The organism is Roseixanthobacter pseudopolyaromaticivorans (assembly GCF_043195145.2).
Classification (GTDB): domain Bacteria; phylum Pseudomonadota; class Alphaproteobacteria; order Rhizobiales; family Xanthobacteraceae; genus NCEH01.
Window position 1 is genome coordinate 4,555,844 of sequence record NZ_CM195539.1, and the last position, 18,944, is coordinate 4,574,787.

General features: G+C 68.0%; 16 protein-coding genes and 1 pseudogene. 6 read left to right on the forward strand and 11 right to left on the reverse strand.

Annotated features, from left to right (window positions below):
- Positions 1 to 6: 6 nt before the first annotated feature.
- The 6 genes from V5F68_RS21230 (at position 7) to V5F68_RS21255 (ending at position 7,318) form a co-directional block, all read left to right on the forward strand.
- Positions 7 to 510, forward strand: a complete 504-nt coding sequence (locus tag V5F68_RS21230) for a FixH family protein (RefSeq protein WP_394015413.1) — start codon at positions 7 to 9, stop codon at positions 508 to 510.
- A gap of 58 nt (positions 511 to 568) precedes the next feature.
- Positions 569 to 2,770, forward strand: coding sequence for a heavy metal translocating P-type ATPase (locus tag V5F68_RS21235; protein ID WP_394015412.1), 2,202 nt, complete (start codon positions 569 to 571; stop codon positions 2,768 to 2,770).
- On the forward strand, positions 2,767 to 2,952 hold the full coding sequence (gene ccoS, locus V5F68_RS21240; RefSeq protein WP_394015411.1) for a cbb3-type cytochrome oxidase assembly protein CcoS: 186 nt from the start codon (positions 2,767 to 2,769) through the stop codon (positions 2,950 to 2,952). Before V5F68_RS21235 ends, ccoS begins: the two co-directional genes overlap by 4 nt.
- Complete coding sequence (locus V5F68_RS21245) at positions 2,949 to 4,100, forward strand: MFS transporter (protein ID WP_394015410.1); 1,152 nt, start codon at positions 2,949 to 2,951, stop codon at positions 4,098 to 4,100. The genes ccoS and V5F68_RS21245 overlap by 4 nt, the downstream gene beginning before the upstream one ends.
- Before the next feature lie 64 nt (positions 4,101 to 4,164).
- Positions 4,165 to 4,914 (forward strand): SDR family oxidoreductase, encoded by a 750-nt coding sequence (locus tag V5F68_RS21250; RefSeq protein ID WP_394015409.1) that lies wholly within the window; start codon positions 4,165 to 4,167, stop codon positions 4,912 to 4,914.
- A gap of 79 nt (positions 4,915 to 4,993) precedes the next feature.
- Positions 4,994 to 7,318, forward strand: a complete 2,325-nt coding sequence (locus V5F68_RS21255) for a putative bifunctional diguanylate cyclase/phosphodiesterase (RefSeq protein WP_394015408.1) — start codon at positions 4,994 to 4,996, stop codon at positions 7,316 to 7,318.
- Between the two features lie 10 nt (positions 7,319 to 7,328).
- On the opposite strand, the gene V5F68_RS21260 is transcribed toward V5F68_RS21255, so the two are convergent.
- The 11 genes and pseudogenes from V5F68_RS21260 to V5F68_RS21310 form a co-directional block, all read right to left on the reverse strand.
- Complete coding sequence (locus tag V5F68_RS21260) at positions 7,329 to 7,958, reverse strand: 2-dehydro-3-deoxy-6-phosphogalactonate aldolase (RefSeq protein ID WP_394015407.1); 630 nt, start codon at positions 7,956 to 7,958, stop codon at positions 7,329 to 7,331.
- Between the two features lie 23 nt (positions 7,959 to 7,981).
- The gene (locus tag V5F68_RS21265; protein WP_394015406.1) at positions 7,982 to 8,896 is read right to left on the reverse strand and encodes a 2-dehydro-3-deoxygalactonokinase; all 915 of its coding nucleotides are present in this window, start codon (positions 8,894 to 8,896) and stop codon (positions 7,982 to 7,984) included.
- 56 nt (positions 8,897 to 8,952) lie between these two features.
- Positions 8,953 to 9,681 (reverse strand): amino acid ABC transporter ATP-binding protein, encoded by a 729-nt coding sequence (locus V5F68_RS21270; RefSeq protein WP_394015536.1) that lies wholly within the window; start codon positions 9,679 to 9,681, stop codon positions 8,953 to 8,955.
- A 164-nt stretch (positions 9,682 to 9,845) separates the two neighbouring features.
- Complete coding sequence (locus V5F68_RS21275) at positions 9,846 to 10,661, reverse strand: transporter substrate-binding domain-containing protein (protein WP_394015405.1); 816 nt, start codon at positions 10,659 to 10,661, stop codon at positions 9,846 to 9,848.
- An 86-nt stretch (positions 10,662 to 10,747) separates the two neighbouring features.
- Positions 10,748 to 11,401 carry an amino acid ABC transporter permease gene (locus V5F68_RS21280; RefSeq protein ID WP_394015404.1) on the reverse strand — a complete coding sequence of 218 codons (654 nt, stop codon included), beginning with the start codon at positions 11,399 to 11,401 and terminating at the stop codon, positions 10,748 to 10,750.
- Between the two features lie 10 nt (positions 11,402 to 11,411).
- On the reverse strand, positions 11,412 to 12,086 hold the full coding sequence (locus V5F68_RS21285; RefSeq protein ID WP_394015403.1) for an amino acid ABC transporter permease: 675 nt from the start codon (positions 12,084 to 12,086) through the stop codon (positions 11,412 to 11,414).
- Positions 12,083 to 13,279: a LacI family DNA-binding transcriptional regulator gene (locus V5F68_RS21290; protein WP_394015402.1), complete on the reverse strand. Its 1,197-nt coding sequence runs from the start codon at positions 13,277 to 13,279 to the stop codon at positions 12,083 to 12,085. The genes V5F68_RS21285 and V5F68_RS21290 overlap by 4 nt, the downstream gene beginning before the upstream one ends.
- Positions 13,280 to 13,461: 182 nt before the next feature.
- Positions 13,462 to 13,953: pseudogene (locus V5F68_RS21295) on the reverse strand (allophanate hydrolase-related protein); the annotation flags it as partial.
- Positions 13,914 to 17,456, reverse strand: a complete 3,543-nt coding sequence (gene uca / locus V5F68_RS21300; RefSeq protein WP_394015401.1) for an urea carboxylase — start codon at positions 17,454 to 17,456, stop codon at positions 13,914 to 13,916. The pseudogene V5F68_RS21295 and the gene uca, both read right to left, overlap by 40 nt.
- Before the next feature lie 3 nt (positions 17,457 to 17,459).
- A complete protein-coding gene (locus V5F68_RS21305) occupies positions 17,460 to 18,116 on the reverse strand; it encodes an urea amidolyase associated protein UAAP2 (protein WP_394015400.1) in 657 nt (218 codons plus the stop codon).
- A gap of 12 nt (positions 18,117 to 18,128) precedes the next feature.
- A complete protein-coding gene (locus tag V5F68_RS21310; protein WP_394015535.1) occupies positions 18,129 to 18,932 on the reverse strand; it encodes an urea amidolyase associated protein UAAP1 in 804 nt (267 codons plus the stop codon).
- Between the last annotated feature and the right edge of the window lie 12 nt (positions 18,933 to 18,944).

The window sequence follows — 18,944 nt, forward strand, 5'->3', positions numbered from 1 at the left end:
TAAACGATGGCACAGCTCGGCCTTGCTCAGAAGCCGCCGCGGGAACTCACCGGCCGCATGGTGCTGCTCATCACCCTCGCCTTCTTCGGCGTGGTGGTGAGCGTGAATGTGGTCATGGCCCGGTTCGCCGTCACCACTTTCGGCGGCGTGGAAACCGAAAGCTCCTACAAGGCCGGGCTCGCCTTCCGCAGCGAGGAAGAGGCGGCGGCCCAGCAGGCAACACGCGGCTGGAATGTGGAAGCGGATGTCGAGAGCCAGGGCGCGGAACGCCACATCGTGCTGATCGTGCGCGACGCGGCGGGCAAGCCCTTGAGCGGGCTCGAGGTGACGGCGCGCCTGTTCCATCCTACCGACGCGCGCGGCGATGTGATCCTCGCGCTCGCGGACCTCGGCAACGGCCGCTACAAGGGTGCCGCCACGGCCCATTCCGGCCAATGGGACCTGATGCTTGATCTTGCGCAAGGCGGGCAGCGCCTGTTTCGGTCCAAGAACCGGGTTCAACTGCACTAGCCGTGCCCGGCTTAGGGGCGCCGGTGCGGGGGTCGCGTGATTTCCGGGTGCTGCGCACATGGCCGAGGCCGTCGATTATTCCATCTTTCTCGCCCGTGACGCGGAGGGCCGCGCCGAAGTGAGCCTCGCCGTGGACGGCGTGGATTGCGCCGCCTGCATCAGCGACATCGAGAACGGCGTCAAATCCCTGCCCGGCGTGGTGCATGCCCGGCTCAACTATACCACCCACCGCCTGACCGTCGCCTGGAGCGGCGAGGGCGCGCCCGCTGAGGTGGTGCAGCGCCTGGAATCGCTCGGCTATCGCGCCCACCCGTTCGCGGGCCGGGTGGAAGAGGAAGAGGCGCGCCGCGCCCGCTGGCTGCTGCGCTGCATGGGCGTCGCCGGCTTTGCCGCCATGAACGTGATGCTGCTGTCGGTTTCGGTCTGGTCCGGCAACGTCACCGACATCACGCCCGAGACGCGCGATTTCTTCCACTGGCTCTCCGCCTTGATCGCCCTGCCCGCGGCCGCCTATGCCGGCCAACCCTTCTTTCAGAGCGCGCTGCGCGCGGTGCGCACCCGCAAGCTGAACATGGATGTGCCGATCTCGCTTGGCGTGATCCTGGCGCTCGGCATGTCCGTGGTGGAAACTGCGCTGCACAAGGAACATGCCTATTTCGACAGCGCGGTGATGCTGCTGTTCTTCCTTCTGGCGGGCCGTTATCTCGACCATGAGGCCCGCCGGCGCACCCGTGCGGTTGCCGGCAACATCGCGGCTTTGCGCGGGGAGATGGCGCATCGCCTGGGGGCCGACGGAGTTCCAGTGCTGGTTCCGGTGCAGGCGCTGGCCGCGGGCGACCTGATCCTGGTGGCGTCGGGCGAGCGCGTGGGCGCGGACGGCGAAGTGGTCTCCGGTGCCTCGGCGGTGGACGAGGCGCTGATTACCGGCGAGACGCTGCCCCGCCTGGTGGGCCCCGGCGCCACCCTCTACGCCGGCAGCCTCAACGGTTCGGGTGCGCTCACCGTGCGCGTCACCGCTGGCGGCGAGGGCACGCTGATCGACGACGTGCAGCGCCTGCTGGATGGCGCCTTGAGCGCGCGCGGCGCCTATGTGCGGCTCGCCGACCGAGTGGCGCGCCTCTATGCGCCGATGGTGCATCTGACCGCGCTGGCCTCGGCCATCGGCTGGCTGGTGCTGGGCGCGAGCGTGCATGATGCGGTGATGATCGCGGTTGCCGTGCTCATCATCACCTGCCCCTGCGCGCTGGCGCTGGCGGTGCCGGTGGTGCAGGTGGTGGCGACCGGGCGCCTGTTCCGCGCCGGGCTGCTGGTGAATGCCGGCGACATGCTGGAGCGCCTCGCCCCCGTGGACACGGTTGTGTTCGACAAGACCGGCACCTTGACCCTGCCCGAGGCCGTGCTGCGCCTGCCGCAAGGCGCAGATCCGCGCCTGCTCGCCCTTGCCGCGCGCCTCGCCCTGTCGAGCCGCCATCCGCTCGCCACCGCGCTCGCCCGCTCGGCGCAGGGCCCGGCCTTTGCCGAGGTGGAGGAAGTGGCCGGCGCGGGGGTCATGACTCGTTTGCCGGAGGGCGAAGCCCGGCTTGGCAGCCTGGAGTTCTGCGAGGCGCAAATGCCGGCGGACCTGCCGGCGGACTGCTCGCTGATCGCGTTCCGGCTCGGCGACGCGCGGCTCGTCATCGGCATCGCCCAGCAAGTGCGGCCCGATGCCCGCGCCGTGGTGGACGCGCTCAAGGCGCGCGGGATCGCCGTGCGCATCCTCTCGGGCGACCGGGCGGAAGCGGTCGCGCCGGTGGCGGCCCAGCTCGGCATCGCCGATTATGCCGGCGGCCTGCGCCCGGCCGACAAGATCGCTGTCCTCGGTCAGCTGAAGGCCGAGAGGCATCGCGTGTGCATGGTGGGCGACGGGCTGAACGATGCGCCCGCCCTGGCTGCCGCGGACGTCTCCCTCTCCCCCGCCAGCGGGGCGGCGGTGACGCAGGCCCAGGCCGATGCCGTCTTCATCGGCCAGCGCCTTTCCCCGGTGCTCGCGGCCCTCGACGGCGCGCGCACCGCCGGCCGGCTGATGCGGGAGAATCTCGGTCTCGCGATCTGCTATAATTTCATCGCGGTGCCACTGGCGGTGGCCGGATATGTGACGCCCCTGGTCGCGGCCCTGGCCATGTCCGGGTCGTCCATCCTGGTCACGCTCAACGCCCTGCGCGCCGCCAAGCCGGCGGCCGGGCAGGAGCCGGTGGCGATGGGGGAGGAGGTGCGCGCATGACGGTCCTGCTCTATCTGGTGCCGATCGCGCTCGGGCTGGGGCTGATCGGCCTGTTCGCCTTCCTGTGGAGCCTCAAGAGCGGCCAGTATGAGGATCTGGACGGCGCCGCCTTCCGCGTGCTGAGCGACGACGACCTGCCGACCGCACCCCACGCTCCGGCCAAGCGGGACTCGCGCCCATGAAGCCCGCGACGCCCCTGCCGGGACCGCGCGCCGGCATGCTGGTGTGCATTTGCGACCCGCAGTTCGACCCGCCGGCCAATGACAACGCCGCGCGGCGGGCGCCGCCGTTCGCGCTGGCACTGGGGTTCGCCTTCGCCGTGCTCGCGCAGACGCTCGCGAGCGGCATCCTGCCCCTGGCGGGCGCGGCGCTGGCGCGCGATCCTCATTATGCAACCGTGCCGTTCGCCGCCATGCTGGTGGGCGCGGCGCTGGCTTCCTTCCCCGCCTCGTTCCTAGGCGATGCCTTCGGGCGGCGCACCGGTTTTGCCCTCGGCGCCTCGCTCGGCGTCGGCGGCGGGGCACTGCTGGCGGTCGGCCTGCTGCAGATGCAGTTCGCCTGGGTCTGCCTTGGGGCGCTCTGGCTCGGCATGGCCCAGGGCTTTTCTTTCTTTTACCGGCACGAGGCGGCGGCGACCGCCGGGCGGCCGGTTGCCGCCGCCGCCGGCGTGCTCACCGGAGGACTGCTCGCGGCCTTCGCCGGCCCGATGCTGGCGATGGGCGCGGAATGGCTGTTCTCGCCCTTCTTCCTGGTCGGCTCGGCGGTGCTGGCCGCGCTCGCCCACACGCTGTCGCTCGCCGTCGCGGTGCTGATGGCGCCGGATGCCGCGCCGCGGTTCCGCGAAAAGCTGACCCTGCCGCTGGCGGCCATCGCCGTGCCCACGCTGTGCGGCGCGCTGGCCTGGCTCGGCATGAGCCTGCTGATGGCGCAGGCGCCCCTGGCGCTGCTCGGCTGCGGCATCGGCGAAGGGGCGGTGTTCGGCTTCATCGCCCTGCACGTGGCGGCCATGTATGCGCCGGCCGCGCCTTTGGCCTATTTCGGCACGCGTATCGCCCCGCGCCCGCTGGCCCTTGCCGGCCTGGGGCTCGTCGCGCTGGCGCTCGCCCTGCCCGCCGCGGGCCCGTTGCTGCCGGCGCTGAAATCGGCGGAAACCTGGGGCTGGACCTTGGCTTTGATCCTGGTCGGTGCCGGCTGGTCGCTCGCCACCATCGGCTGCACCGGCTGGATCTACCAGAAGGGCGTGCCCTCCCGCCTCGGCCTCGCCCTGCACGACGGTGCCCTGTTCCTCTCCGCCATTCTTGGCGCCCTGCTCGCGGGCCGATTGCTCTAGCGCCGTCTTGTGATCGCGGGAGGGATCTGCCAAGGCTCCTGTCACGGTGCGTCGGGAGCGCGGCATGTCTCAGCTTTTTTCGCTTGCCGGGCGCACGGCTCTCGTGACGGGAAGCGCGGCGGGCCTGGGGTTTGAAATCGCCAAGGGCATGGCCCAGGCCGGCGCGCATGTGCTGCTGAACGGGCGGGATCGGACCCGCCTGGTCGCCGCCGCCGCCCACCTCGCCGATTTCGGCAAGGTGAGCCTGCTGCCGTTCGATATTTCCGATGCCGCCACAGTCGCCCACGCGCTGGAGGACGCGCCCCCGGTCGACATCCTCGTGAACAATGCCGGAGCGCGCGACCGCCGCCCCTTCTTCGAGCTGGACGACGCAGCCTTCCATCACCTGCTGGACGTGGACCTGATCGCCCCCGCGCGCCTCATGCGGGCGGTGGCGGGCGGCATGGCGGCCCGGGGCGAGGGCCGCATCATCAACATCACGTCCATTGCCGGGCCGATCGCGCGCTCGGGCGATGCCGCCTATACCGCCGCCAAGGGCGGGCTGGAGGCGCTGACGCGCGCGCTGGCGGCGGAGTTCGGGTCAAACGGCGTCACGGTCAATGCCATCGCGCCCGGCTATTTCGCCACCGACGCGAACGCCGCCATGGCGTCAGACCCCGCCGTCGGCGACTGGCTTTCGCGCCGCACATCCCTGGGACGATGGGGGCAACCGCAAGAAATCGCCGGCGCGGCGGTATTCCTTGCATCGCCGGCCGCAAGTTATGTCACAGGGCATGTCCTAGTTGTGGACGGCGGATACCTCGCGCATTTCTAGGCGCCCGCTTCGGGTGCACTATCCCTACGTCGCGTTTGAGAGATAAATTCAGCGAAAAGGGGAGGCGGCAGGATCGACGATGGATGACGGACGACTCAACTCCTTGACGGGGGAATTCGTCGAGCCGATCCGCGAACAGGTCTTCCGGAGCCAGCGTTTCGGTGAGCTGGTGCGGCATAGCCGCGTGCTTTTTCTCCTCTCGTCCGTCCTCAATGCGCTGTTCCTGTTCAGCGATTGGCGATTTGAAGGCCAGTCGCATTTCTTCGAGGCGGTCTACGCCAGGTGCGGGGTGATCCTCGTGTCCCTGGTCTGCGCGGCCATCGTCAACCGCGCCCTGAGTTTCCGCGCCGTGCAGCGGATCATCGTCATCTGGCAATGGATCACGGCCGTTGGCGTGGCGGTGCTGGTGAACTCGCGCAGCGACATCGCCCTGTTCGTCGTGCTGCTGCTGCCCGCGATCTATTATCTCGTGGTGCCGGTGTCGTTCCGCTGGTCGGTTGCGAGCGGCGTGCTCTGCAGCGTGCTGATGCTGGTGGGCTATCTCGGCCTGCCGCCGCAATCGGACACGGCGCTCGGGCTCGCCCTGGCGGTGGTGATGCTGAACGCCGCGCTGATCCTCGTTCTGGTGCGCAACAACCGTCAGAGCCGGCTCGAATGGGTCGCGACGCAGGACCAGAAGGCCGCCCGCGAGGTGCTTTCGCAAAGCGAGCGCCTGCTGGAGCGCACCTTCATGGCGGTGCCCATCCCGTTGCTCATCACGGAATTGGAGAGCGGGCGCATCGTTCGCTACAACGCCGCCGGGGTGAGCTATTTCGGCGGCGAGCCGCATGAGTTCGGCGTCCAGTCGGTGTGGCAGATCTATGCCGACCTCGGTGCGCGCCGGGTGTTCCTGGAGCGTCTGATCCGCGACGGCTCGGTCACCAATTTCGAGACCAAGATCCGCCTCGGCCATGGCGAGCTGCGCAGCGTCCTGGTGGCGGCGACCTTCATCGAGATCGACGGCGAGGCCTGCCTCGTCTCCGGCGTCATCGACATCACCGACCGTCTCGCCGCCGAGCAGAAGATCCGCTATGCCGCCAGCCACGACGCCCTTACGGGATTGACCAACCGCGCCGCCTTCCAGGCCCAGCTCGATGCCACGATCCGCGAGGCGCGCACCCGGCCCGGCGCGATCTTCCTGCTGCTTGTCGATCTCGATGGGCTGAAGGACGTGAACGATACGCTCGGCCATGCGGCGGGCGATGCCCTGCTGGTGGAGACGGCCCGGCGCCTGGAGCGGCTCGCGGGGGATCGCGCCCTCGTGGCGCGGCTCGGCGGCGACGAATTCGTCATCCTTCTGCGCGGCGCCATCTCGCTGGAGGAGGCACAGGCCCTGTCCCAGGCGATCATCGCCGATTTCCGCCATCCCCTGGTCTATCAGGACCGTTCGCTCTCCACGAAGGCGAGCATCGGCCTTGCCGCCTGTCCGAACGCCGATTACGCCCCCGGCGAGCTGATGAAGGACGCGGACCTCGCGCTCTATGCCGCCAAGCAGGAAGGCCGCAACCGCGCCGTGCTCTACGCCCCGGCCATGCGGCGGGCCATGAACGAGCGCATCTCGCTCAACCGCTCCCTGGTCAATGCGGTCGCGGGCAATGAGATCACGCCCTATTACCAGCCCAAGGTCTCGCTCATCACCGGCCAGCTGATGGGCTTCGAGGCGCTGATGCGCTGGAAGCGCTCCACCACCCAGGTCCTGCAGCCCCACAGCTTCCTCACCGCCTTCGAGGACCCCGAGCTCGCGCTTCTCATGGGGGAAACCATGCTGCGGCAGGTGGCGCGCGACGTGCGTGGGTGGCTGGACCAGGGCTATCCCGTGGGGCGGGTGGCGGTGAATCTGTCGCCGGCCCAGTTCACCCATCGCGACCTGGCCAATCAGATCCTGGATCTGCTCCAGCAGGAGGGCGTGACGCCGAGCCATTTCGACGTCGAGATCACCGAAACCGTTTTTCTCGGCCGCAATTCGGATTTCGTCGCGCCGATCCTCGGCCAGCTGCACGACGCGGGCATGAACCTGGCACTGGACGATTTCGGCACCGGCTATGCGGCGCTGACCCATCTCAAGCAATTGCCCATCGACACCATCAAGATCGATCGCAGCTTCGTCCAGGATACGGAGAGCGATTCCTTCGATGCCGCCATCGTCTGCACGGTGATCGAGCTGGGGAAGAACCTCGGCATGTGCGTGGTGGCCGAGGGCGTGGAGACTGTGGGCCAGGCGCGCTTCCTGCGCGAGCGCGGGTGCGAGGTGGCCCAGGGCTTTCTCTATGCCCGGCCGATGCCCGCCGGCGCGACGGCCGAATTCCTCGCCGGCGAGACCCGCGACACCGCCGCCACCCGCGTGTGCGATTTGTGGGGACGGTGAGCGCGGGCGCTCAGTGGAACAAGCCGCGGGCGCACGCCACGAGCGCGGCGGCGTCGCTTGCAATATCCTCGAGCGGCTTGCCGGGCTTATAGAGCGCCGAGCCGAGCCCGAAGCCGTCGGCCCCGGCGGCGCGGTAGGCGGCCATGTTGCCGGCATCGATGCCGCCGACCGGAAGCAGCGTCGCGCCCACCATCACCGCGCGCCAGGCTTTCAGCACCTGGGGCGGGAGGCCCTCGGCCGGGAACAGCTTGAGCGCGTCGGCGCCGGCGCGCAGGGCGGCGAAGGCTTCCGTCGGCGTGGCGACGCCGGGCGTGCAGATGAGGCCGGCGGCCTTCGCGGCGCGGATCACCTCGCCATCCGAATGCGGCATGACGATCAGCCGGCCGCCGGCCTGCGCCACATCCGCGACGTCCGCTGGCGACATGACGGTGCCCGCGCCGATCAGCGTATCGGTGCCGAAGCGCTCCGCCAGCAGCGCGATCGAGCGCAGCGGATCAGGAGAATTCAGCGGCACTTCAATGATGGCGATGCCGGCGTCAACCAGCGCGGCGCCCACGTCCAGCGCCTCCTCCGGCTTGAGGCCGCGCAGGATGGCGACGAGCGGACAGCGCGCCATGGCTTGGGTGAAGGTGAGTGTCATGAAACGTGTTCCGGTATCGGCGGTCAGAGGAGGCCGGCGGTGCGGGCGATCGCGGATAGCCCGGCGGCTGCGCAGTCGGGCGGAGCGCGGTCGTGCGGCAGGGCGAGCAGCTCGGCGGCGGTGGAATAATGCTGCGTCAGGGCGGCATTGGCGATGAGCGTGAACGGCTCGCGGCCGTCGGTGACGCTGGTCAGTTCCGCGCTGATCAGCAGGCCGGAGAGAAAGTCCGCGCTGTCGCCATCGGCGAGGCGCCCGGTGAGGCCGAGGGCGCGGATCGTGAACAGGCGCGATAGCAGCGCGCCGGGGCCGTGCAGATCGCGCGAGGCGGCGACCCCGGCGCGGAAGCCGGCGGGCGAAGGCGCGCCCTGCCCCATCATGCGGCCGAGAATGGTATGGCCTTTCAGGGCCGCGAAGATTTCGCCGGTCATGAAGGTGGCAAAGCCGGTGACGCGGCCGCCTTCCACCAGCACCCATTTGGAATGGGTTCCCGGCAGGACGAACAGCCCCTCGGTGCGGCCCAGCAAGGCGAGGGCGCCGAACACCTCGGTCTCCTCGCCGCGGATCACGTCCGGCGTCTTGGGATCGTCCACCAGCAAGCCGGGCACGATATGGACCGGGCCGAGGGCGCGATCCTCCACGGGCAGCGCCATCAGGCCGGCGGCGAGGTCGCCAAGCCCGGCGGGACACGTCACGTAAGGCACTTCGGCCCAGCCCTGGCGGCTGCCGATCATGCCGGACAATAGGATCGGCAGCGGGCCGTGCGCGGCCGCCCAGGGGCCGGCGACGCGCGAGAGCACGGGTGCGAAGGCGCGATCCTGCACCGCCATCAGCCCTTCTGCGGTTTCGCAGCGCGCCAGGATGGCACCCTGCGCATCCAGGAGATAGGCGCGCAATGAAGACGTGCCCCAGTCCAGGGCGATGAGGGACGCGCGGCTCACGGGCGGATCTCGCTTCTGCTTGGGGTGGCGCGGGCTCGGGTGAAAAGGCGCCCGGATCAGTGATGCAGGATCTGGCCGAGGAAGGTGCGGGTGCGCTCGCTCTTGGGATGGGCGAAGAATTCCTCGGGCGGGCCTTCCTCCACGATCTCACCCTTGTCCATGAAGATCACCCGATCAGCGACCTGCCGGGCGAAGCCCATTTCATGGGTCACGCAGATCATGGTCATGCCGTCCTGCGCGAGCGAGGTCATGGTGTCGAGCACTTCCTTGACCATTTCCGGATCGAGCGCGGAGGTGGGCTCGTCGAACAGCATGATCTTGGGGCTCATGCACAGCGCGCGGGCGATGGCCACGCGCTGCTGCTGGCCGCCGGAGAGCTGGCCGGGATATTTGTTCGCCTGCTCGGGAATGCGCACGCGCTCCAGATATTTCATGGCGATCGCCTCGGCCTCCTTGGGCGCGAGGCCGCGCACCTTGCGTGGCGCGAGCGTGCAGTTCTGTAGCACGGTGAGGTGCGGGAACAGATTGAACGACTGGAACACCATGCCCACCTCGGCGCGGACCTTATCGAGGTTGCGGGAGGAGGTGCCGACTTCCACCCCATCCACTTCGATGCGCCCGCTCTGGTGGTGCTCCAGCGCGTTAATGCAGCGGATGAGGGTGGATTTGCCCGAGCCGGACGGGCCGCAGATGACGATCCGCTCGCCGTGGGTGACGGTGAGGTTCACGTTCTTCAGCGCGTGATAGGTGCCGTAATGCTTCTCGACGGCTTCCATGCGGATCATCACCGGCCCGCTCTGCTTGGAGGGCGCGGCCACGGCGCCGAGGTCTGGGCTCTGGCCTTGGCTTTGGCCTTCATGGGCGGTGTTCATGACGAAGTCTCCGAAGGATGCGGTCGGGTCTGGCGATGGGCCACGGACGCCTGCGCCCGCGGCCCGCGTTGCGGCGATCAGAAGGTCGGCATCACCGGAAGGGGGGTCTTGAACCACTTCTGGTTGATGGCGTCGAGCTCGCCATTGTTCTTCACGAAATACAGGAACGTATTGATCCACTGGAGGAAGTCAGCCGAGCCGCGGCGCACCGTGATGCCGTTGTACTGGCTGCGCAGCGTGATCTTGCGCTCGATGCCCATGTCCGGGTTCGCTTCGGCGAGCTGGGTGCCGATGAGGTTGTTGGCGCCGAGCAGATCGGTCTGGCCGGAAACGAAGGCCTGGGCGGCGGTGGCGTCGTCGTCGAAGCGCATGATGGTGGCACCCTTGGGAACTGCCGCCGTCAGCGCGGTATCCTGGGTGGAGGCGCGGGCCACCGCGATCTTCTTGCCCACGGTCTGGTCGAGACTCTTGATGTCCAGCTTCTTCGGCCCGATCAGCTGGATCTCGATCGCCGAATAGGGGATCGAGAACTGGACCTGCTTGGCACGCTCGGGCGTGATGCCGAAGGTCGCCACCAGCACGTCGACCTTGCTGGTCAGCAGATAGGGAATGCGGTTCGGCCCGGTGACGGGCACGATCTCGACCTCGACGCCGAGATACTTGCCCATGAGCTTGGCGACGTCGGCATCGTAGCCCTCAGGCTTGCCTTCGGTGTTGAGCAGGCCGAACGGCGGCAGGTCCACCAGCATGCCGACCTGGAGCTTCTTCTTGGAGAGGATATCGTCAATGCTCTGGGCCGAGGCGCCATGGGGCAAAGCGGTCGCGGCAAGCGCCGTAAGGCCGATGGCGGCGAAGGCGCGTCGCGTGGTGGTCAGAACGGACATCAGGGACATGTGCTTTCCTCCGATTGGCCCCTGGCGGGGCAGGCGCGCCGATGAGGGGCGGCGCGGATTGGATCGATCCATATGCGTCCCGCTCCTCAGCGCGAGACGGTTCCGAACTTCTTCTCCAGATGGCGCGAATAGAGCGAGAGCGGCCAGCACAGGATGAAATAGATGACCGCCACCACGCCGAACACCAGGAACGGGCGGAAGGTGGCGTTGTTCACGATCTGCCCGGCGCGCGTGAGCTCGACGAAGCCGATGATGGAGGCCAGCGACGTGCTCTTCACCAGCAGCACCAGGAAACCGACCGTGGGCGCCACCGCGATCTTCGCCGCCTGGGGCAGGATGATTTCCTTCATGCGGGTGAAATAATGCAGGCCGAGCGCCGTGGATGCTTCCCACTGGCCCTTGGGAATAGCCTGGATGCAGCCGCGCCAGATCTCGCCCAGGAACGCCGCGCCGTTCAGCGTGAGGCCGATGGCGGCGGCGGCCAGGGGATCGATATTGAGCCCCAGGAAGGTGGCGCCGAAGAACACCAGGAACAGCTGCATTAGCAGCGGCGTGCCCTGGAAGATCTGGATATAGCCGGCAGCGGTCGCCCGCAGCCAGGGCCAAGTGGAGGTGCGCGCGAACGCCACCAGAAGCCCGCCGGTCGCCCCGCCGATGAAGGCGATCAGCGAGAGCAGCAGCGTCCAGCGCACGGACGAGATGAGGAAGAGCAGCTCCGCGGAGGTAAATTGACGGATCATGGCATCCTCCTCAGCGGGCCACATCGGTGGGCGCGAAGACCACCTTATAGATGAGCGCGAAAACGCCTGAGAACATCAGCGACATGGCGAGATACATGGCGGTGACCACCAAGTAGATCTCGAACGAGCGGAAGGTCTGGGATTGCAGATTGTTCGCGATCGCGGTCAGTTCTTCCGCCGAAATGGCCGAGACCACGCTGGAGGTGAGCATCAGCAGAATGAACTGGCTGGTGAGCGCCGGGTAGATCGCCTTCAGCGCGGGAAAGATGACGATATAGGAGAACACCTGCATGGGCTTGAGGCCGAGCGCCTTGCCCGCCTCGATCTGGCCCTTGTGGATGGTCTCGATGCCCGCGCGCACGATTTCCGTGGCATAGGCGCCCACGTTCACCACCATGGCAAGGAGCGCCGCTTCATTGGCGTCGAGTCGCACGCCGGCACGTGGCAGGCCGAAGAAGATCAGGAAGATCTGCACCAGGAACGGCGTGTTGCGGATGATCTCCACATAGGTGTCCACCAGCCAGCGGACCGGACGCGGCCCGGCGGTCTTGCCGAGCGCGCCGGCCACCGCCACGATCAGGCCGAGCACCATGGCCATGGCCGAGAGCTGGATTGTCAGCCAAGCACCATAGAGCAGGTCCTGCCAGGCGTTGAAGACTTCTCCGAACTGGAAGACGTAGTTCATGTCCCTGCGCTTCCCTTGAGGGCTTGAGGTGAGGAGCGGCGGGCCTTCGGCGCCTCGGCTGCGATGGGTGCGTGCCCGCCCTTGTGGGCGAGCGTGCGCCCCGGTCCCGCGCTGCCGCAGGATTGGCGGATGATGAGGCGCGGCGGCACGATGATCTGCTCTGGCGGCCGGCTCGGATTCTCGATCCGCCGCAGCAGCAGCCGCGCGGCTTCCCGTCCGACCACGCGCGGATCGGTGGTGAAGGTGGTCAGCCCGGGGCGGTGAAGGCCCGCCTCGGCGACATCGTCGCAGCCCACCACCGCGACGTCCCGGCCCGGCTCGAGCCCGCGCTCGGTGAGTGCCAGCATCACGCCGAAGGCGACGATGTCGTTGTAGCAGACCAGGGCGGTGGGCGGATTTTCCTCCGCGAACAGGTCGCGCGCGGCGGCATAACCGGACGATCTGTCGAGCACCGGGCAGGGCACAATGGGACCGATCTTCAGCTTGTGCCGGCGCAGAGCCCGGCGGAAGCCGGCGAGGCGCTCGCTGAGCGGCGCGATGCGTCGCACGCCGCCGATGAAGCCGATGTGCCGGTGACCGAGGCCGATCAGATGCTCGGTGACGAGTTCCATGCCGGCGGCATAGTCCGGCCCCACATAATCGGCGGCGAAGCCTTCCACCCGGCGCTGGGCGAGCACGCAGGGCAGGCCGGCGCAATGTGCCTCCTCCAGCGCGTCGGCGCGGGTTTCCTCGGCGGGCACAAGCACGATACCGTCGACGCCGTGCTCCTGCATGCGCACCAGCACGCGCTTCTGGCGGGTGGCGTCCTCCGCCGTATTGGTGATGAAGCCCACATAGCTTTCCGCGTCCAATACATCGTCGATGCCGGCGGTGAACTGGGAATAGTTGGGCGTGATGATCTCGCACAGCACGAGGCCGATGGTGCGGGACGCGCCCGAGCGGAGGTTGGCGGCGCGGCGATTGTAGACATAGCCGAGGTCGGTCATCGCCCGGTCGACACGCTGGCGGGTGTCTTCCTTTACCAGCGGGCTCTTGCGCAGCACCAGGGAAACCGTGGCGCGCGAGACGCCGGCATGGGCGGCGATGTCGTTCAACGTGACGCGATGGGCAAGCGGAAGGGCAGTGCCGCCGGGGGCGGTTTCGGTCGGGGCGCGACCGGGCGCGGACGCGCCTTTGCCTTTCCTCACATCCATGCGGCGTTCTCCCCCGCCGACGTCTTTGCGGCGTTCGGCCAGGGTTCTCTAGGGGAGGCAAAACCGCCGGTCAACGAAAAATTAGATCGATCTAAATCCTTCTTTCGTTGCGGTTGCGGCGCAGCATGGGCCAAGGGATTGGAGGCGCAGGGCGCGCGCCGCTGCGCCTCCGGTGCAAGGGTTCAGCTCTGCCGCGATGCGATATAGGCGCGCCATCCGCCGAGCGCGGTGATCTCCTGGGCGCCCTCCACCGCATGGGCTTCGCACAGGAAGCCGGGCACCTGCGAGCCGTCGTCCAGGGTCAGCTTGCCGATCCCCAGCGGCGCCGGGATGCGGGCGACGAAATGGCCGAACGCCGCCGCATCCAGCGCCCACACTTCCACATCCAGCCCCGGCCCGGAAAAGCCCGGCTCGCGCACCACGCCGGGCTTGGCGGGCGTGGTGTCCGGCAGCACGAACAGACGATAGTCCGGGGCGGTACGGCAGCGCTTCACCAGCGCGCCGCCCGCGCCCGTCAGTTCGCCGTTGAGCGGCATGCCCGAGAGGTGGGCCCCGACCACCGCGATCGGCACCTGCCCGCGGGCGGGCGAAGAAGCATCGAGTCCGCTGAGCGGGATCTCGCGAGATTTGCTGGTCACGATATCGCCTCCAGAACTGCCACCACGTCTCCGGTGCGCACCGTGCGGCCGGGCACCATGCGCACGGCGCGCACGCGCCCAGCCGCATGGGCGGTGATGGAGATTTCCATCTTCATGGATTCGATGATGGCGATGGTTTCGCCCGCCGCCACCTCGACATTCTCTTCCACCAGCACCTTCCAGACATTGCCCGGAACATTGGCGCTGACGCCGAAGCAGCCTTCGGGAATGGCTTCCTCCTCGCCGCCCGCGATGCCCTCGTCGGCGACGAAGCTGTCGAGCCCTTGCGCCTTCCAATGGGCGCGCTCGGCATCGAAGGCCGCCTGCTGGCGCGCCTTGAAGGCATTGATCTCGCCGGCATTGCGGGCGAGGTCCGCCGCATAGTCCGCATAGGAGAATTGGGTCTCCTCGATGCGCAGTGGATAGGCGCCGTGGGGAAAGGCGGCGCGCGCCTCCATCAACTCGGCGTGGCTCACCGGGAAGAAGCGGATCTGATCGAAGAAGCGCAGCAGCCAGGGCGTGCCGGGCTTGAACACGGGCGTGGTGCGCCAAGTGTTCCACACCTGGATGGTGCGGCCGAAGAGCTGGTAGCCGCCCGGCCCTTCCATACCGTAGATGCACATATAGGCGCCGCCGATGCCCACTGCGTTTTCCGGCGTCCACGTGCGGGCCGGATTGTATTTGGTGGTCACCAGGCGATGGCGCGGGTCCATGGGGGTGGCCACCGGCGCACCGAGATAGACGTCGCCGAGCCCGAGCACGAGATAGCGCGCATCGAACACCACGTCGCGCACCGCCTGCTCGTCCTTCAGCCCGTTGATGCGGCGGATGAACTCGATGTTCGAAGGGCACCAGGGCGCGTTGGGGCGCACCAGCTCCTGGTATTTGCGCATGGCGAGCTGCGCATCCTCGTCGTTCCACGACAGCGGCAGATGGACGATGCGGCTCGGCACCACCACGTCCTCGGCCGCAGGCAGGGACCGCTCGATCTCATCCAGCAAGCCGAGCAGCTTTCCGCGCGAGACCTGCGTGCCGTCATAATGAAGCTGGAGCGAGCGGATGCCGGGGGTGAGGTCGATAAGGCCGGGGATCTTGGCCTCTTCCACCGCCGCCGCCAGCAGATGGGCCCGCAGGCGCAGGGCAATGTCCAGCGTCATGTCGCCGAATTCGACCAGCAGGTTATCGTCGCCCTGCCGGCGATAGACCACCCGCACCGGCCCGTCGTCGCGCCGCTTAAGGATGGGGGATGCGGCCTCGGGCACGCTCTTCACCGCCGGTCCCGCGACCGGGTCGTGCGGCCGGGCCAGGGGGTGGAAGCGCACTTTGTCGCCGGGCTTCAGCTGGCCCATCTTCCATTGCTCGTCCCGTGCGATCACCGCCGGGCAGACAAAGCCGCCGAGAGAAGGACCGTCCGGACCGAGGATGATGGGCATGTCGCCGGTGAAATCGATGGCGCCCACCGCATAGGCATTGTCGTGCAGATTGGAGGGGTGGAGGCCCGCCTCCCCGCCGTCCGTGCGGGCCCAGCGGGGCGTCGGGCCCATCAGCCGCACGCCGGTGCGGGCGCTGTTGAAATGCACCTCGTAGGTGGCGGCGAACAGGTCGGCGATATCCACATCCTGGAAGAAATCCGGCGCGCCGTGGGGGCCGTAGACGACGCCGATTTCCCACGCGCGCGTCAGCGGCGCAGGCTCCGCCGACACCGTTTTCGGCAGCGCCGGTCGGGTCGCCGGCGGATTGAGGTGAAGCACGTCCCCGCCTTTGAGCGTGCCGGTGGCATGGCCGCCGAATAGGCCGAGGGCGAAGGTGGCGCGCGAACCCAGCACCTCCGGCGCCGCGAACGCCCCGCGCACGGCGAGATAGGCGCGCTGGCCGGGGCCGGAAATGGCGCCGATCGCCAGCAACTGGCCTGCCTTCACGGCGAAGGCCGTATCGTGGGGCATCACCACGCCGACCAGCGTCGCCGGCATGTGGGCGCCGGAGATGGCGACGTCGGCGTCGGTGTGGAAGCGCAGGGTCGGGCCGTTCACCGTCATTTCCAGCGCGACTGCGGTTTCCTTATTCCCCACCAGCGCATTGGCGCGGGCGAACGAGCGCGCGTCCATGGGCCCGCTCGGAGGCACACCCACGTGCCACAGATGCAGGCGGCCCGGCAGTTCCTGGAGGCTCGATTGCGCGCCGGGGCTGAGCACCTCGATGCTTTCCGGGCGGAAGGCGAAATCCCTCAGCGCGGTGGTCGCCACCTTGCCGGAGGCCAGCAGATCGGAGGCCGCAATCGCGCGCAGGTAGGCAAGATTGGTCTCGATGCCGCTGATGGCGGTCTCTTCCAGAGCCGCCCGCAGGGCGGCGAGCGCGGCCGGGCGGTCGGCGCCGGAGACGATCACCTTGGCCAGCATGGGATCGTAAAAGGGCGTCACCTCGGTGCCGGTCTCCACCCAGGTATCGACCCGCGCCCGGGGGTCGAATTTCACCTGCGTCAGCAGGCCGGCGCTGGGCTGGAAATTGGCATGGGGGATTTCCGCATAGACCCGCACCTCCATGGCCACGCCCTTGGGCACGAGGGGGGCGGCGGGAATGATGTCTTCGCCGGCCGCCTGGCGGATCATCCATTCTACCAAGTCGATGCCGAACACCGCCTCGGTGACGGGATGTTCCACCTGCAGGCGGGTGTTCACCTCAAGGAAGTAGAAATCCTCCCGTGCCGGGTCGTAGATGAATTCCACCGTTCCTGCTGAAGCATAAGATACGCTTTTTCCAAGCTTCACCGCCGCGTCGTGCAGGCGTGCGCGGGTTTGCTCGGAAAGCAAAGGGGCCGGCGTTTCCTCGACGACCTTCTGGTTGCGGCGCTGGAGCGAGCAGTCGCGTTCGCCGAGCGCGATCACCTTACCCTTGCCGTCGCCGAAGATCTGCACTTCCACATGGCGCGCCTCGGAGACGAAACGCTCCAGATAAACACGGGCATCGCCGAAGGAGGCACGGGCGGTGCGCTGGACGCGCTCGAACGTCTCCTTCAGCTCCTGCGGCGTGTGGCACAGCTGCATGCCGATGCCGCCGCCGCCGGCCGTGCTCTTGAGCATGACGGGATAGGTGATGGTCTCGGCGGCCTGCAGCGCTTCTTCCACGTCCTCAAGCAGTCCGGTGCCGGGCAGCAGCGGCACGCCGCTTTTCTGCGCGAGCTCGCGGGCCGTGTGCTTGAGGCCGAAGGCGGTGAGATGCTCCGGCCGGGGGCCGATGAACACGACGCCCGCTTCCGCAAGCCTCTGCGCGAATGCGACATTTTCCGAAAGGAAGCCGTAGCCCGGGTGCACCGCCTCAGCGCCCGTCGCCACGCAGGCGGCGATCACGGCCTCCACGTCCAGATAGCTCTCGCTGGCGGGGGCGGGGCCGACACGGACGGCTTCGTCCGCGTCCAACACGGGCCGCGTGAATCGGTCCGCGTCGGAATGGATCGCGACGGAGGAAATGCCCATCCGCCGCAATGTCTTGATGATCCGGCCGGCGATTTCGCCCCGGTTCGCGATGAGGACCTTGGTGAACAAAGCTCAGCCCTCTGTCGCGGCGAAGATGAGGACGCGGATCGGCGTCGGATTGAAGCCGTTGCAGGGATTGTTGATCTGCGGACAATTTGAGATGACGCACAAGACATCCATCTCCGCCTTCAGCTCCACGTAATCGCCCGGCTTGGAGACGCCATCCACGATCGCCAGCTCGCCCGAGGGTTCCACCGGAACATTCATGAAGAAATTGATGTTCGGCACGATGTCGCGCTTCGACATGCCGTGTTTCGCCACTTCTACGACGAAGTTCTCGCGACATGCGTGCAGGTACTTCGTGTGATGGCCGAACCGCACCGTATTCGCCTCGCACGAGCACGCGCCCGCCGAGGTGTCGTGCCGTCCGCAGGTGTCGGCGGTGACGGTGAGCATCAGATGCCCCTCGTTGGAGATCAGCCGCGTGCCGGTGGAGACATAGGCCGAGCCTTGCACCCGCAGCGTGTCTTGCGAGGAATAGCGCTCGGCAAAGTCGTCGGCGCGGTAGAACAGGGTGTCCACCGCCTGCTGGCCTTCCAGATCGATGATGCGGATGGACTGCCCGCGCTTGACGAGGCCGGACCAGGGCGCCTGGGCGGGGATGTCGTGCACCTGCAGGGCCTTGGCGGGATCGTGCACGGGGGCGGCGAAGAATGGGGTGCTGTTCATGATCGCTCTCCCTCAGCGCGCGAGATTGTCGAAGCCGCGCACGGCTTCCTGGGTGGCGGTGCGGCAGAGATCGTCGGCGGCGGGGGTGGGCGCCTGGAAGCGCACCACTTCCACGGGCTTGGGGTCGTAGGCCGGGTTCGGATCGAGCGGATGGGGACAGTTGGAGAATGCGACGAGCAGGTCCATCTCCGCGCGCAGGTCGACGAAATCTCCCTGCTGGCGCTTGTCCTCCAGCCACACGAAGCCGCCGGCCTCATTGGTGCGCACGGGCGCGAAGAAGGTGATGCAGGGCGGGATGTCGCGCCGGTCCAGGCCGAGCTTGCCGGCGGCCAGGATGAAATTGTCCCGCGTGTTGCGCAGCACGGCGTTCCCGTGGCGGGCGCGGTTTGAGGCGGGAGTGGAGCCGCCCATCAAGGCATCGTGGACACCTGTCGTGTCCTCGACGATGGAGAACATGACCTTGCCCATGTCGGAGAAGATCACCCGGCCCTTGCCCAGCGCCGCGGTCCATTGGACCTTCACCGTGTCGGCATAGTTCAGCCGCTCGGAGGTATCGGCGGCGTTCCAGGCGATCATGGAAACGGCGGAAGGCCCTTCGGGAAGCGAGAGGCGCAGCGCTTCGCCCGCCAGCACCTTCACGGTCCAATACCAGCCGCCGGGAATGGTTTCCCGATGCAGCGGCCCAGGCGGGAGCATGACGCTCCAGCGCGCGGTGGGCGGGGGCAGGGCGCTGGGCGCATGGTCCTGGCCGGCGGCCTTCAATTCCTCATAGCGGCGCTTGTTCGCCTCGATGAGGGCGCGTGTCTCGTCGTTCATCGTCATGCGTCT